Origin of the sequence: Lysobacter sp. GCM10012299 (genome assembly GCF_042649405.1) — a bacterium.
Taxonomy (GTDB): domain Bacteria; phylum Pseudomonadota; class Gammaproteobacteria; order Xanthomonadales; family Xanthomonadaceae; genus Lysobacter_J.
In genome coordinates, this window is the sequence record NZ_JBHRZC010000003.1 from 461183 (window position 1) to 476635 (window position 15453).

A 15453-nucleotide genomic window follows, 5' to 3' on the forward strand; every position below is an offset into this window, starting at 1 on the left:
CCAATTCGACGATGGTTGCGCACGGACGACTCCCAACGCTGTGGCGTTTGAAACCCGCTGCCGGCGGGTGGCGCTTGCCGACCAGCGACCATCCCGGCCGGTCCCTGGTTCAGGCGGCGGCTATCATGCGCACCACCCCTGCAAGTTTCTTGTGAACATGACTGAGCCCGCCCCCGGCTTCGACGACGTCCGCGATTACCTCACCGGCCTGCAGGACCGCATCTGCGCGTCCATCGAAGCAGTGGACGGCAGCGCGCGCTTCAGCGAGGACCTGTGGCAGCGCGCCGAAGGTGGCGGCGGCCGCACCCGCATCCTTCGCGACGGCGGCGTGTTCGAGCAGGCCGGCATCGGCTTCTCCGACGTGTCGGGAACGAAGCTGCCGCCGTCGGCCACCGCCGCGCGGCCGGAACTGGCCGGCGCGTCGTGGCGCGCGGTCGGCGTGTCACTGGTGTTCCACCCGCGCAATCCGTACCTGCCGACCACGCACGCCAACGTCCGCCACTTCCGCGCGATCCGCGACGGCGAGACCGTGGCGTGGTGGTTCGGTGGCGGTTTCGACCTGACCCCGTTCTATCCGTTCGACGCCGACGTGCTGCACTGGCACCGCACCGCGCGTGAGCTGTGCGAGCCCTTCGGCGGACAGCCGCGCTACGACAAGCACAAGCAGTGGTGCGACGAGTACTTCTTCCTCAAGCACCGCAACGAGACGCGCGGTGTCGGCGGATTGTTCTTCGACGACCTGCACGAAGATGCGGACAACGACTTCGCCTACATGCGCGCCGTCGGGGATGGCTTCCTCGATGCTTACCTGCCGATCATCGAACGGCGCCAGCACACGCCCTATGGCGATCGCGAGCGCCAGTTCCAGCTTTACCGGCGCGGGCGCTACGTCGAGTTCAACCTGGTGTTCGACCGCGGCACGCTGTTCGGCCTGCAGTCCGGTGGCCGCACCGAGTCGATCCTGATGAGCCTGCCGCCGCTGGTGCGGTGGGAGTACGGGTTCTCGCCGGAGGACGGCAGTGCCGAGGCCCGTCTGGCGGATTACCTGCGGCCGCGGGACTGGTTGAAGGAGCTGGTGCGGTAGGTGGGCTTATGGGTCCCGGGTGCGCTTCGCTTACCCGGGCTACGTCAGGCGTTGCTGTCGGAGTTGCTGGTCATGATGGTGATGTGGCCGTCGGTTTCCAGCAGCGCCAGCTTCACCCGCTCGATGTCGCTGCATCCGGCTTCGCGCATGGCCTTGGCGAGATCGTCGCGGCTGACGAGTTCGCGCTTGAGCACGTCGCGGTAGACGTGGCCGTTGCGCGCCAGCACGACCGGCGCCCCTTCGAGGATGCGTTCGGCGGTCTTGCTGCGCGACGTGACGAAGCCGACCAGCCAGTTGAGGATGATCAGCGTTGCGGCGAGCAGCAATCCGCCGGTCATCGACGTGTCCTTGCCGAGCAGCGCGTTCTGCACCGCGTTGCCGAGCAGCACGATCAACAGCATGTCGAACGCGGTGAACTGCCCCATCGTGCGCTTGCCCGACATGCGGATCATCGTCAGCAGCACCACATAGACCACGACCGCGCGGAAGACGAACTCCCACCACGGCATCGACATCTCGAACATGTAGTGCTCCAGGCGAGGGTCGCGGCGATTGTGCAGCAACGCAGATCAAGATGGGTCCCGGCGTTCGCCGGGATGACGGTGAGGAGTGGGATGACGGTGAGGAGAGGGATGACGGCCAACCCAACCGGAGGCACCAGCGCCCTTGGTAAGGGCGCGCGGCGGCAGCCGCTGGGGATCGGGTGCACATAGCGGGGCCCGAAGTTTGCTCCGCAAACTTTGGGTTTTTATTGTCGTAGACAATAAAAAGCCCCGCAGGCAGGGGGGGCCGGCGGGGCTGGTGGAGCGGGACCTGGGGAGGGGTCTTCGCTCCGGGGGATCACTCCAGGGGAGGGAGAGATCTACGACAGGCGTTGCACCTGTCGCGACCTATATGACCATTCCGTACATGGATGGTTCGTGAAGATTGGGGTTAACAATCCGTTGGATTCAGGACGGATTCATTCTGGGAAAACGGTTACCCCAGCGGTTTTCCCGTTCAGCAAAACACTGAATGGGCTGGCATGAAACTCTCCGCAGCCCCGATCCGTCCTGGACGGGGTCGCGGACGCCCCGTTCGTCGGGAGGTAGCGCCCCGGACGGCCCTAGTGTGCCTCGTCCCAGTTGGCCCCGATGCCGCTGTCGACCACCAGCGGCACCCGCAGCTGGGCCGCGCCGGACATCCGCGAACCGACCTCGGCCAGCAGCGTGTCGACAAAACCCTCTTCGACCTCGAACACCAGTTCGTCGTGGACCTGCAGGACCATCAGTGCGCGCTCGCCCTGCCCGGCCAGCCACGAATCGATGGTGATCATCGCCCGCTTGATGATGTCGGCGGCGGTGCCCTGCATTGGCGCGTTGATGGCGGCGCGTTCGGCGCCGGCGCGCAGGCCCTGGTTCCGTGCCTGGATGTTCTCCAGGTAGAGGCGGCGGCCGAACACGGTTTCGACATAGCCCTGCTCGCGCGCCTGCTGGCGCGTGCGCTCCATGAAGTCGCGCACGCCGGGGTAGCGGCTGAAGTACAGCGCGATGTAGTCCTGCGCCTCGCCGCGAGCGATGCTCAACTGGCGCGCCAGGCCAAACGCGCCCATGCCGTACATCAGGCCGAAGTTGATCGCCTTGGCGGCGCGGCGTTCGTTGCCGCTGACCTCGTCCATCGCCTTGCCGAACACTTCGGCGGCGGTGGCGCGGTGGATGTCGGCGCCGGATTCGAACGCGCGCAGCAGGCCGGCGTCTTCCGACAGGTGCGCCATGATCCGCAGTTCGATCTGCGAGTAGTCGCAGGCGACGATGCGGCGACCCGGCGGCGCGACGAAGGCCTGGCGGATGCGCCGACCGTCTTCGGTGCGGATCGGGATGTTCTGCAGGTTCGGGTCGCTCGATGCGAGTCGCCCGGTCGCGGCGCCGGCCTGGTGATAGCTGGTATGCACGCGACCGGTGTCGCGGTTGACCATCTCCGGCAGCTTGTCGGTGTAGGTGCTGCGCAGCTTGGCCAGGCCGCGGTACTCGAGGATCACGCGCGGCAGTTCGTGCTGCTCGGCGATCGCTTCCAGCGCTTCTTCATTCGTCGACGGCGCGCCCGACGGCGTCTTCACCAGCGCCGGCAGCTTGAGTTCGTCGAACAGCAGCTGGCCCAGTTGCTTGGGCGAATCGAGGTTGAAGCTGCGGCCGGCCATTTCGGTGGCTTTCTGCTGCGCGGCCAGCATGCGCCGGCCGAGATCGGCCGACTGCCGGCGCAGTTCATCGCCGTCGATCATGACGCCATTGGCTTCGATCCGCGCCAGCACCGGCACCAGCGGCATTTCGATGTCGCGATAGACGCGTTCCAGGCCCGGCTCGGCGACCAGCTTCGGCGCCAGCGCGCGATGCAGGCGCAGCGTCACGTCGGCATCCTCGGCGGCGTAGCGCGTGGCGTCGTCGAGCGCGACCTGCGAGAACGAAATCGCCTTCGCACCCTTGCCCGCGACCTGCTCGTACTTGATGGTGTCGTAGCCCAGGTAGCGCTTGGCCAGCGAATCCATGTCGTGGCGCGTGGCCGTGGCGTTGTAGACGAAACTTTCGAGCATGGTGTCGTCGGCATAGCCGGCGACCTCGATGCCGTTGCGGCGCAGGACGTGCAGGTCGTACTTGCCGTGCTGGCCGAGTTTCTTCTTGCCCGCATCGGCGAACAGCGGCGCCAGTGCGGCCAGCGTCGCGGTGCGCTCGAGTTGCGCCGGCGCGCCCGGGTAGTCGTGGCCCAGCGGCAGGTAGGCGGCGCGGCCCGGCTCCACGGCGAAGCTCAGGCCGATCAGGCGCGCCTGCATCGGGTCGAGCGAGTCGGTCTCGGTGTCGAAGGCGAACTCGTCGGCCTCGCGCAGTCGCGTGAGCCAGGCGTCGAGCTGGTCGCTGGTCAGGATCGTTTCGTACTCGCCCGGCACGCCCAGTTCGGGATGCGGCGCTTCTGCCGCTGTCGCCGAGCGCGCGTAGCCGGCAGCGGTGTTGCGCACGCCGGCGCCGCGGGTGTCGCCGTCATCACTGGTGCCACTGGCACCTTCGAGTTCCTTGAGCGCCTGCTTGAAGCCGTAGCGCGCATACATCACGCGCAGGTCGTCGGCATGGGGCGCGCGCAGCGACAACTCGGTCGGCGCGCGCTCGAGCTCCAGGTCGGTTCGGATCGTGGTCAGCGTGCGGTTCAGCGGCAGCCGCGGCAGGGCTGCGCGCAGGTTCTCGCCGATCTTGCCCTTGATCTGCTCGGCGTTTGCGATCACCGCATCGAGCGTGCCGTACTCGCCGAGCCACTTGGCCGCCGTCTTCGGGCCGCATTTGTCGACGCCGGGGATGTTGTCGACGGTGTCGCCCATCAGCGCCAGCAGGTCGACGATCTGGTCCGGGCGCACGCCGAACTTGTCGATGACGGTCGCCTCCGAATCCAGGCGGCTGCCGCTCATGGTGTTGACCAGGGCGATGCCCGGGCGCACCAGCTGGGCGAAGTCCTTGTCGCCGGTGGAGATGGTGACGTCGATGCCCTGCTCGGCCGCGCGCAGCGCCAGCGTGCCGATCACGTCGTCGGCTTCGACCCCGGGGATGCGCAGGATGGTGATGCCGAGCGCCTCGACGATGTCGCACATCGGCTGCACCTGCGCGCGCAGGTCGTCGGGCATCGGCGGGCGGTTGGCCTTGTACTGCGGGTAGAGATCGTCGCGGAAGGTCGGGCCGGGCGCGTCGACGACGAAGGCGACATAGGTCGGCTGTTCCTTCAGCGTCGCGCGCAGCATGTTGACCACGCCGAACAGTGCGCCGGTCGGTTCACCGGCGTCGTTGGTCAGCGGCGGCAGCGCATGGAAGGCGCGGTACAGATAGCTGGAGCCATCGATCAGGACGAGACGGGGGGCGGGCTGGTTCATTCGGCCGATTCTACGGGGTGGCCATCACCGCCGCTTCAGCGCCAGCGCGTATCCTGTGCCCTGCGACCCCCAACCGGACTGGAGACCGCCATGCGCAACCACCTGCTCGCCCTCATGCTGCTGCCGCTCACCCTGACGGCCTGCGCGACCATGGGCGCAGGCGACGACCCGACCGCCGGCCTGCAGGGCGCCGAAGTGCGTTCGCGCACGATCGAAGGCGGCGACCTCATCGAGGAGTACCGCATTGCCGGCCAGCTGCGCGTGGTCAAGATCACCCCGGCCCGCGGCCCGGTCTATTACCTGACCGACAGCAACGGCGACGGCATCCTCGACAGCAGCAAGGGCGAGGGCCCGATCTCGCCGGTGCAGTACAAACTCTTCAGCTGGTAAGCCGCGCACGATGACGATGCAGCAAGACCGCGGACACGACATCCGCACGCTCACTTCCGACACCGACCTGCGCGCGATCTGGCCGCTGGTCCAGCAGCTTCGCCCCGAGTTCGACGAGGACCGCTTCGCCACCCAGATGCAGCGCCAGATCGGCGAGGGCTGCCGGGCAACGGTGCTGTTCGATGACGGCGGCGCGCCGCGCGCGTTCGCGTGCTGGCGGGTCATGGAGATGCTGGCGGTCGGCAAGCATGTCTACGTCGACGACCTGGTCGTGGACACCACGGTGCGCAGCCGCGGCCACGGCAAGGCCATGCTCGACTGGCTCAAGGCCGAGGCCAAACGGCTGGGTTGCGCGCGCCTGCAGCTCGATTCGGGCACGCACCGCCAGCATGCGCACGCCTTCTACCTGCGCGAAGGGCTGCGCATCGAGGCCTTCCATTTCGGGATCGCGCTGAAGTAGCCCGGGGCGGCATCACTTCGCCCGACGAACGGTCTTGAATTTATAACTTAGGACTCCTAAGTTATTGCCATGGATGGCCCCGGTAACCAGATCGACCAAGCCCTCATTGGCCTCGAGCGCCTGAACGCGTTGCTGCGCGCGCAATCCTGGGGCGAAGACGGCACTCCGCCCCTGCACCCGGCCCAGCGCTCGCTGGTGCTCGCCCTGTCCGGACACGGCAAGGGCCTGCGCAGCGGCGAACTGGCCACGCGACTGGGCGTTTCGGCGCCGAGTGTGAGCGACTCGCTGCGCACGCTGGAGGCGAAAGGCTGGGTCCAGCGCAAACCCGATCCGGACGATGGCCGTGCGTGGCGCATGTCGCTGACCGCGTCCGGCCAGAAGCTGGCCAGGCGCCTGCAGGATCCCGCCGCCGGCCTCGGGCCACTGCTGCAGGCATTGCCGGAGCGCGAGCTTGGCCAGTTCCTGCGGGTGATCCAGCTGATGATGCGCGAGGCGCAACAGCGCGGCCTGGCCAGTGGCCTGCGTACCTGCCTGGGCTGCGCGTTCTTCCGTCCCTACGCTTCGTCCGATCCGAAGCAACCGCATTTGTGCGCCTATCTCGGCGCACCGTTCGGCGACGCGCAATTGCGCGTGGACTGCGCCGAGCAGCAACCCCAATCCGAGGAGGCGCTGGCGCTCGCCGTGCAGCGTTTCCGGGATGCCGTGCCTTCGTAGGCCGGTGAAAGAAGGACGGCACCCGACTGCAATCGGGCGCCGTCCGGGTCACAAGCAGCAACCCCCTCCCCCCGCGTCACAGCGAAAGAAGGAACACAAGTATGAAGCAGAAGGCCGTTTTCTATCACGCCGGTTGCCCGGTCTGCGTCGATGCCGAGCAGCAGCTCGCCCACGCGCTCGATCCGCAACGCTATGAAGTCGAGATCGTGCACCTTGGCGAGTCGCCGGAGCGCGTCGACGAAGCCGGACAAGCCGGCGTCAAGTCCGTGCCCGCTCTGGTGATTGGCGGTGCACCGATGCACGTCAACTTCGGCGCCGCACTCGACGACCTGCGCTGACGAACGCGGCTGTTGCCGGTGCCGCACATGGCGCCGGCAACAACCGTCTTGGCGCGGAACGCGCCCCCAAGGACCATTGCCATGCTTGCCAATTCCAACTTCGCGCCGGAATGGCGCGTCGATTCCTGGCTCAACACGACACAACCGCTATCGCTGCAGTCGCTTCGCGGCCGTGTGATCGTGATGCTGTCGTTCCAGATGCTTTGCCCGGGCTGCGTCGCCCAGGCCCTACCACTGGCCTCGCGCGTGCACGCGACGTTTCCGCACGATCAGGTCGCGATGATTGGCCTGCACACGGTGTTCGAACACCACGAGGCGATGACGCCGGTGGCGCTGCGTGCATTCGCACACGAGTACCGGCTTCAGTTCCCGATCGGCATCGACCGCCACGAGGGCTCGCAGCCGCTGCCGCTGACGATGGAGGTCTACGGCATGCGCGGCACGCCGACCTGGACGCTGATCGACCGCGAAGGTCGTATGCGCCAGCAGCATTTCGGCGAGTTCGATCCGCTGCGACTTGGCGCGGAAATTGCCGCGCTGATGCTCGAGCCGGGCGCAACCGCCACGCGCGATACCGGCGCGACAGAAGCGGTATCGTGCAGCGACGGAACCTGCCCGGTTCCGGCCAGCCCACGACCGGACGATGCACATGCCCATGCATGACCCGTCGCCACCGCCACGGATCGATGCCCTGCTGACCGGCAAGGTCCGCCCTTACACGCGCCCGGACAGCACCAGCGCAATCGACAAGCGACCGGCCGGCGATCGCGTGCGCATCGAAACCCTGGGCCTGGTCGGCGACGAGCAGGCCGACCCGCGCGTGCACGGTGGCCCCGACAAGGCGGTCCACCACTATCCGTTCGATCACTACGCCGCCTGGCGCGAGGAACTCGGCGGCCTTGTCGCGCCGGAGCGGCTGGATGCGCCGGGTGCGTTCGGCGAGAACCTGAGCAGCACTGGCCTGACCGAAGACGATGTCTGCCTCGGCGACCGTTTCCGCATCGGCGGCGCCGTGGTGGAGGTCAGCCAGGGCAGGCAGCCGTGCTGGAAGCTCAGCGACCGGATCGGCGTCGCCGACATGGCGCGGCGGGTGCAGGCCAGCGGCCGCACCGGCTGGTACTACCGCGTGCTGCAGCCCGGCGACGTGCGCCTGGGCGACCTGGTGGAACTGGATGCGCGTCCGTTTCCGCAGTGGAACCTGCGGCGCCTGTGTGCACTGATCTTCGAGCGGAGCCTGGACGCCGACGAGTTGCGCGCCGCCCTCGAACTGCCACTGGTTCCCTCGTGGCGGAAGCTCATCGAGACGCGCCTGCTGCGCAGCGAAGTGGAAGACTGGGGCAAGCGCATCGACGGGCCCAATCGACATTGAGCCGCCGGCACCAGGCCGGCGGCTGGCTCACGCCGGCTGCAGGTTCGCGTACGCCAGCACCAGCCACTTGCTGCCGGCGTCGTCGAAGTTGACCTGCACGCGTGCATGCGCGCCGGCACCTTCGTAGTCGGTCACCATGCCGGTGCCGAAACTCGGATGGCGCACCATCGCGCCGAGCTTGATCGGCGGTGCCTCGATCGCGGCATGGCCCATGTCGCGGCGCGGCTGCGCGTTGTACATCGGCCGCGACACCTGCACCTTCGGCCGCACTTCGTGCAGCAATGCCGGCGGAATCTCGCGCAGGAACCGCGACGGCACGCCGTACATGTCGGCGCCGTGGATGCGGCGGGTTTCGGCGTAGCTCAGCACCAGCTTCTGGCGCGCACGGGTGATGCCGACGTAGGCCAGGCGGCGTTCTTCCTCGAGCCGCCCGGATTCCTCGGTCGAGCGGCCACTCGGGAACACGCCCTCTTCCATGCCCGCCAGGAACACCAGCGGGAACTCCAGGCCCTTGGCGCTGTGCAGCGTCATCAGCTGCACGCCTTCCTCACCGGCCTGGGCCTGGCCTTCGCCGGCCTCGAGCGCGGCATAGCTGAGGAAGGCGACCAGTTCCGGCATCGCCGAGGCGTCTTCCTCGTCGGTGCGGGTGAAGCGCGAGGCCACCGACACCAGTTCGTCGAGGTTGTCGACGCGCGAGTCGAGCTGGCCGCGCGATTCGTTGAAGTAGTGGTCGCGCAGGCCCGAGCGGATCAACACGTGATCGATCTTTTCCGGCAGGGTCATCGCCTGCAGTTCGTTGTCGAGATCGTCGATCAGGGCGAGGAAGCCGGCGATGGCATTGCGCGCACGCGCGGCCAGGCCGTTCTCGCCGACCGTGCGCCGTGCCGCTTCCCACAGGGCGACGCCGTCGGCGCGGGCGCGACGACGCACCTCATCGAGCGTGCGCTCGCCGATGCCGCGCGTGGGCGTGTTGACCGCGCGTTCGAACGCGGCGTCGTCCAGGCGCGAGGCGATCAGGCGCAGGTAGGCCAGGGTGTCCTTGATTTCGGCGCGCTCGAAGAAGCGCTGGCCGCCATAGACGCGGTACGGCACCTGCTCCGACAGCAACGCTTCTTCGAAGGCGCGCGACTGCGCGTTGCTGCGATAGAGCACCGCGACTTCGCCGAAGCTGCCACCGTCGCGCACCCACTGGCGCAGGCGATCGACGGCGAAGCGCGCCTCGTCCATCTCGTTGTACGCGGCGTACAGATCGATCGGCTCGCCGGTGCCGCTGTCGGTCCACAGGTTCTTGCCGAGGCGGTCGGGGTTGTGGGCGATGACGGCGTTGGCCGCTTCGAGGATGTTGGCGCTGGAGCGGTAGTTCTGCTCCAGGCGGATGGTCTGGGTTCCCGGAAAGTCTTTCAGGAACCGCTGCATGTTCTCGACCTTGGCGCCGCGCCAGCCGTAGATCGACTGGTCGTCGTCGCCGACCACGAACACGTGGCCGCTGTCACCGGCAAGCACGCGCACGAACGCGTACTGGATCGCGTTGGTGTCCTGGAATTCGTCGACCAGGATCTCGCGGAAACGGTGGCGGTAGTGCGCGAGCAGCGCCGGGTTGTCGCGCAGCAGTTCGTGTGCGCGCAGCAGCAGCTCGGCGAAGTCGACCAGGCCGGCGCGTTCGCAGCGCTCCTGGTACGCCTCGTAGGACTTGAGCATCACGTCGGCCCACGGGTCGTTGCCGGCCGGCTGGATGTTCTGCGGGCGCTTGCCCTCGTCCTTCTGCGCGTTGATCCACCAGGCGATCTGGCGCGGCGGGAAGCGCGCCTCGTCGATCTCCAGGCCCTGCACGACGCGCTTGACCAGGCGCAGCTGGTCGTCCGAGTCGAGCACCTGGAAGCCTTCCGGCAGCTTGGCCTCCTGCCAGTGCAGGCGCAGCAGGCGGTGGGCCAGGCCGTGGAAGGTGCCGATCCACATGCCGCGGGCGCCGTTGCGCAGCTGCCCGTCGACGCGCGCGCGCATCTCGCCGGCGGCCTTGTTGGTGAAGGTCACCGCCAGGATGCCGTGGGTGGGCACGCCATGGACTTCATTGAGCCAGGCGATGCGGTGGGTGAGCACGCGGGTCTTGCCGGAGCCAGCGCCGGCGAGAACGAGATAGTGACCGGGCGGGGCGCTGACGGCCTCGCGCTGCGCTGGATTCAGCGCGTCGAGCAGGTGGGAGACATCCATCCGGGTATTGTACCGGGGCCGTCACCCCTGCCCCTGAAGGAAGCGACGCGTCATGCGCCCACGCAGCTCGAGGTCCCTGCTGATGCTGGCATTGCTCGCCTCGGCCCCGGCCCTGGCCGACGACGGCACGACGGTGACCAACGAACGCGTCCTCACCGCCGGCGGCAACACCCTGCACGTCGAGCTGGTCGAAACCACCGACCCGGCCCGGATCGACGAGCTGCAGCGCTGGCTGGCCGAAGCCGCCGGGGCGACGCTGACCGCGTTCGGCCGTTACCCGCTGGCCGACGCGACGGTGCGCATCACCCAGATCGACAGCGACGACGACAGTCCGGTGCCGTGGGGCCAGACCCAGCGCGGCGACGACGTGTCGGTGCTGCTGTTCGTCCGCCGCGACGCCAAGCTGGCCGAGCTGCGCGAGGACTGGACCGCGGTGCACGAGCTCTCGCACCTGTTCCATCCGTACCTGGGCCGCGAGGGTCGCTGGCTGGCGGAGGGCCTGGCCAGCTACTACCAGAACGTCCTGCGCGCCCGCGCCGGACTGCTGACGCCCGAGGCGGCGTGGCGGGAGCTCGACGCGGGGTTCGCCCGCGGCCAGCGCGAGCACAGCGGCATGCCGCTCGACGGACTCGGCCGCCGCGGCACGATGCGGGTGTACTGGGCCGGCGCGGCGTTCTGGCTGGAGGCGGACCTGGCACTGCGGCGCGAGCACCACGGCAGCCTGGACCAGGTGCTGTCGAAGTATTCGAGCTGCTGCCTGCGCGGCACCGGCGAGGTCGCGCCGGAGGCGTTCATGGCCAAGCTCGACGAGCTTGCCGGTGCGGACGTCTTCCTGCCGGCGTACCGGCGTTACGCGCAGTCGCGCGAATTTCCGTCGCTGGATGCGGCTTATGCGGCGCTGGGCATCGAACGCGGCGCGGACGGACTGGTGTACGCCGACCGCGCCGATGCGCGGAAACTGCGCGCGGCGATCATGCAGCCGCGCGCGAAACCGTAAGCCGGGTCAGTGCGCCGCCTTGTGCGGCTTGGCGGTGGCCTGCGCCATCAGCTTGTCGGTGTAGGCAATGCCGATCGCCGACAGGATGAACACGCAGTGGATGATGGTCTGCCACATCACGCCGGCTTCGGTGTAGACCGCCCCCTTCGCCACGACATCGGTCGCCGCGGTGGTGGCCGCGGCTTGGACCGCCGGATCGACACCCAGCGAACCGATGGCGATGAAGGTCTTGAGCAGGTGGATCGAGGAGATGCCGATGATCGCCATCGCTAGCTTGACCTTGAGCACGCTGGCGTTGACGTGGCTCAGCCACTCCGGCTGGTCCGGGTGCCCTTCCAGCCGCAGGCGCGACACGAAGGTTTCATAACCGCCGACGATCACCATCACCAGCAGGTTGGAAATCATCACCACGTCGATCAGGCCCAGTACCGCGAGCATGATCAGCTGCTCGCTGAACGTGGTCGCGTGCGACATCAGGTGCCACAGCTCCTTGATGAACAGCACGACGTAGACGCCTTGGGCGACGATCAGGCCCAGGTAAAGCGGCAGCTGCATCCATCGCGAGCTGAAGATCAGGGCCGGAAGGGGGTTGAGGGCGCGTTCGGACGTCTGCGTCATGCGGCGGGGCCGTTGCTGTTGGGGCCGGCTAGGGTAACGGCCGCCTGCTGGCACCGCTATCGCCTACCCTGCGCAACCTTGCCTCTCTTGGCCGTTCGGCACGCTCCCGGACCGCCCCGGCCGCTTTACACTCCGACCTCCCATCGTCCGGCGTAAAGCGATGATCGACCTGCATTATTGGCCGACCCCCAACGGCCACAAGATCACCCTGTTCCTCGAAGAAGCAGGGCTGGAGTACACGATCCACCCGGTCGACATCGGTGCCGGCGACCAGTTCAAGCCCGAGTACCTGAAGATCTCGCCGAACAACAAGATGCCGGCGATCGTCGACCGCGCGCCTGCCGACGGCGGTGAGCCGATCAGCGTGTTCGAGTCCGGCGCGATCCTGCTGTACCTGGCCAACAAGACCGGCAAGTTCTTCGCCGACGACCTGCGCGGCCGCGTCGAGGTCAACCAGTGGCTGCACTGGTAGATGGGCGGGCTGGGGCCGATGACCGGCCAGTACGGCCACTTCCACGTCTATGCGCCCGAAGACATCCCGTACGCCAAGGACCGCTACAAGCGCGAAGTGCTGCGCCTGCTCGGCGTGCTCGACAAGCGCCTGGCCGACCGCGAGTTCATCGCCGGCCACTTCAGCATCGCCGACATGGCCGCGCACCCGTGGATCAACCCCTACACCAAGGCGCCGCTCGACCTGGAACCGTTCGCGAACCTGCGCCGCTGGCATGCGGCAGTGGGCGCGCGTCCGGCGGTGCAGCGCGCGTATGCGATCGCCGACCGCTACACCAAGCGCGAAATGACCCCGGAAATGCACAAGATTCTCTTCGGAACTCCTGAGACTAAATGAAGAACTTCACAGCCCGCGGCGCCGCCGCCTGCCTGCTTGCCATGTCGATCGCCAGCGTCCCCGCCCTCGCACAGAAATCCACTCCCACCGCCGCGCCGCAGAAGCTGACGCTCGAAGCGCTGGCCGGTGATGCGCCGCTGTCGGGTCCGAGCCTGATGAAGGCGAAGATCGCGCCGGACGGCAGCCGCGTGACCTTCCTGCGCGGCAAGGAAACCAACAAGAACCGCCTCGACCTGTGGGCCTACGACATCGCCAGCGGGCAGACCGTCAAGCTGGTCGATGCCGACGACATCCTGCCCGGCGACGAAGTGCTCAGCGATGCCGAGAAGGCGCGCCGCGAACGCCAGCGCATCGCCGCGCTGAGCGGCATCGTCGATTACCAGTGGGCGCCGGACAGCAAGGCACTGTTGTTCCCGCTCGGCGGCGAACTGTACGTGTATGACCTCAGCAAGTCGGGCAAGGCCGCGGTGCGCAAGCTCACCAGCGGCGAAGGGTTCGCCACCGATCCGAAGCTCTCGCCCAAGGGCGGCTTCGTCAGCTTCGTTCGCGACCGCAACCTTTGGGTGATCGACCTGGCCAGCGGCAAGCAGGTGCAGCTGACCCGCGACGGCAGCGAAACGATCGGCAACGGCGTCGCCGAATTCGTCGCCGACGAGGAAATGGACCGGCACACCGGTTACTGGTGGGCGCCGGACGACTCGGCGATCGCCTTCGCCCGCATCGACGAAACGCCGGTGCCGGTGCAGAAGCGCTACGAGGTTTACCCCGATCGCACCGAAGTGGTCGAGCAGCGCTACCCGGCCGCCGGCGACCACAACGTGCTGATCAAGCTCGGCGTGGTCGCGCCGAAGGCCGGCGCCGCGCCGAAGTGGGTCGATCTGGGCAAGGAACAGGACATCTACCTGGCCCGCGTCGATTGGCGCGACCCGAAGCACCTGACCTTCCAGCGCCAGTCGCGCGACCAGCACACGCTGGAGCTGATCGAGAGCGAGCTGGCGACGGGCAAGCAGCGCGTGCTGGTCACCGAGACCAGCAAGACCTGGGTGCCGCTGCACAACGACCTTCGCTTCCTCAAGGACGGTCGCATCCTGTGGAACAGCGAGCGCAGCGGTTTCGAACACCTGTACGTGCTCGACGCCGACGGCGGCAACGCCCGCGCGCTGACCAGCGGTGACTGGCCGGTCGATGGCGTGCTCGCGGTCGACGAAGCCGCCGGCCAGGTGTACTTCGCCGCCGGCAAGGATTCGCCGCTCGACGCACAGGTCTACCGCGTGCCGCTCGCCGGCGGCGCGATCGCGCGCCTGTCGAAGGCCGACGGCCAGCACGCCGCCAGCTTCGCGGCCAACGCCAGCGTGTTCGTCGACAACTGGTCCAACCCGACCACGCCGCCGCAGCTGGAGCTGTACCGCAACGACGGCACGCGCATCGCCGCGCTGATCGAGAACAAGCTCAGCGACCCGCAGCATCCGTATGCGAAGTTCGCCGCCGCCCAGCAGCCGATCGAGTTCGGCACGCTGACCGCCGCCGACGGCAGCACGCCGCTGCACTACAGCGTGATGAAGCCGGCCGGCTTCCAGGCCGGCAAGCAGTACCCGGTGGTGGTGATGGTCTACGGCGGCCCGGCCTCGCAGACGGTCAAGCGCACCTGGGCACCGGACTTCAACCAGTACCTGGCGCAGCACGGCTACGTGGTGTTCTCGGTCGACAACCGCGGCACGCCGCGTCGCGGAGCCGCCTTCGGTGGCGCGCTGTACGGCAAGCAGGGCACGGTGGAAGTGGCCGACCAGCTCAAGGGCGTGGAATGGCTGAAGCAGCAGCCGTGGGTCGATGGCAAGCGCATCGGGGTGTACGGCTGGTCCAACGGCGGCTACATGACGCTGATGCTGCTGGCCAAGGCCTCCGACCAGTACACCTGCGGCGTCGCCGGCGCACCGGTCACCGACTGGGGCCTGTACGACACGCACTACACCGAGCGCTACATGGGCCTGCCGGCCGGCAACGTCGACGGCTACCAGGAAGCGCGCGTGCTGCAGCACATCGACGGCCTCAAGTCGAAGCTGCTGCTGATCCACGGCATGGCCGACGACAACGTGCTGTTCACCAACTCCACCGCGCTGATGAGCGCGCTGCAGAAGCGTGGCCAGCCGTTCGAGCTGATGACCTACCCGGGTGCGAAGCACGGCCTCAAGGGTGCGGACAACCTGCACCGCCTGCGTTTGACCGAGGAGTTCTTCGGGCGCTGCCTGAAGTAACTCGACGCAGTCGGGTGAAGCGAACGGGCCGCGATGCGGCCCGTTTTCTTTTGCGCGGTTTGTCAGTGAGGAGCAACGTCCTTGGATTCCCGCCTTCGCGGGAATGACGGGTTGATGGGCGTCATCGAAGACCGGGCAATGAAATGCTGGAGCGTTGGCCGACGGGTCGGGGATTGATCCGCAGCGGGACATGGATGTCCCGCGCCCCGCATCGGACAGGATGTCCGACTAAGGGGCGGAGCAATCCCCGGCCCGGCGGACGACGCCATTCGGAAGGCTCACCCCAAAGACCA

13 protein-coding genes and 1 pseudogene are annotated in these 15453 nt (G+C 67.8%); 10 read left to right on the top strand and 4 right to left on the bottom strand.

Annotated features, from left to right (window positions below; genetic code table 11):
* Positions 1-157 precede the first annotated feature (157 nt).
* On the top strand, positions 158-1084 hold the full coding sequence (hemF, locus tag ACFOPO_RS10045; RefSeq protein ID WP_386703065.1) for an oxygen-dependent coproporphyrinogen oxidase: 927 nt from the start codon (positions 158-160) through the stop codon (positions 1082-1084).
* Positions 1085-1128: 44 nt separating this feature from the next.
* Here the strand turns inward: hemF and ACFOPO_RS10050 are convergent, their stop codons facing one another.
* Entirely contained in the window at positions 1129-1608 is a 480-nt protein-coding gene (locus tag ACFOPO_RS10050) for a DUF421 domain-containing protein (protein ID WP_386703066.1), read from the bottom strand.
* 581 nt (positions 1609-2189) lie between these two features.
* Positions 2190-4967, bottom strand: a complete 2778-nt coding sequence (gene polA, locus ACFOPO_RS10055) for a DNA polymerase I (protein ID WP_386703067.1) — start codon at positions 4965-4967, stop codon at positions 2190-2192.
* A 90-nt stretch (positions 4968-5057) separates the two neighbouring features.
* Between polA and ACFOPO_RS10060 the strand changes: the two genes are divergently transcribed.
* From ACFOPO_RS10060 to ACFOPO_RS10085, 6 genes are all read left to right on the top strand, one after another.
* On the top strand, positions 5058-5357 hold the full coding sequence (locus tag ACFOPO_RS10060) for a DUF2782 domain-containing protein (protein WP_386703068.1): 300 nt from the start codon (positions 5058-5060) through the stop codon (positions 5355-5357).
* Between the two features lie 10 nt (positions 5358-5367).
* Complete coding sequence (locus ACFOPO_RS10065; RefSeq protein ID WP_386703069.1) at positions 5368-5817, top strand: GNAT family N-acetyltransferase; 450 nt, start codon at positions 5368-5370, stop codon at positions 5815-5817.
* 69 nt (positions 5818-5886) lie between these two features.
* Positions 5887-6531 (top strand): MarR family winged helix-turn-helix transcriptional regulator, encoded by a 645-nt coding sequence (locus tag ACFOPO_RS10070; protein ID WP_386703070.1) that lies wholly within the window; start codon positions 5887-5889, stop codon positions 6529-6531.
* A 101-nt stretch (positions 6532-6632) separates the two neighbouring features.
* Complete coding sequence (locus ACFOPO_RS10075) at positions 6633-6869, top strand: hypothetical protein (RefSeq protein ID WP_386703071.1); 237 nt, start codon at positions 6633-6635, stop codon at positions 6867-6869.
* 81 nt (positions 6870-6950) lie between these two features.
* Positions 6951-7532: a redoxin domain-containing protein gene (locus tag ACFOPO_RS10080; RefSeq protein WP_386703072.1), complete on the top strand. Its 582-nt coding sequence runs from the start codon at positions 6951-6953 to the stop codon at positions 7530-7532.
* Complete coding sequence (locus tag ACFOPO_RS10085) at positions 7513-8238, top strand: MOSC domain-containing protein (RefSeq protein WP_386703073.1); 726 nt, start codon at positions 7513-7515, stop codon at positions 8236-8238. The genes ACFOPO_RS10080 and ACFOPO_RS10085 overlap by 20 nt, the downstream gene beginning before the upstream one ends.
* Before the next feature lie 27 nt (positions 8239-8265).
* Here the strand turns inward: ACFOPO_RS10085 and uvrD are convergent, their stop codons facing one another.
* On the bottom strand, positions 8266-10446 hold the full coding sequence (gene uvrD, locus ACFOPO_RS10090; protein WP_386703074.1) for a DNA helicase II: 2181 nt from the start codon (positions 10444-10446) through the stop codon (positions 8266-8268).
* A gap of 52 nt (positions 10447-10498) precedes the next feature.
* Between uvrD and ACFOPO_RS10095 the strand changes: the two genes are divergently transcribed.
* The gene (locus ACFOPO_RS10095; protein ID WP_386703075.1) at positions 10499-11443 is read left to right on the top strand and encodes a hypothetical protein; all 945 of its coding nucleotides are present in this window, start codon (positions 10499-10501) and stop codon (positions 11441-11443) included.
* A gap of 6 nt (positions 11444-11449) precedes the next feature.
* On the opposite strand, the gene ACFOPO_RS10100 is transcribed toward ACFOPO_RS10095, so the two are convergent.
* On the bottom strand, positions 11450-12061 hold the full coding sequence (locus ACFOPO_RS10100) for a TIGR00645 family protein (protein WP_386703076.1): 612 nt from the start codon (positions 12059-12061) through the stop codon (positions 11450-11452).
* A gap of 160 nt (positions 12062-12221) precedes the next feature.
* Between ACFOPO_RS10100 and ACFOPO_RS10105 the strand changes: the two are divergent.
* Positions 12222-12908 (top strand): annotated as a pseudogene (locus tag ACFOPO_RS10105) (glutathione S-transferase N-terminal domain-containing protein).
* Between the two features lie 41 nt (positions 12909-12949).
* Complete coding sequence (locus tag ACFOPO_RS10110; RefSeq protein WP_386703296.1) at positions 12950-15160, top strand: DPP IV N-terminal domain-containing protein; 2211 nt, start codon at positions 12950-12952, stop codon at positions 15158-15160.
* Positions 15161-15453: the final 293 nt, after the last annotated feature.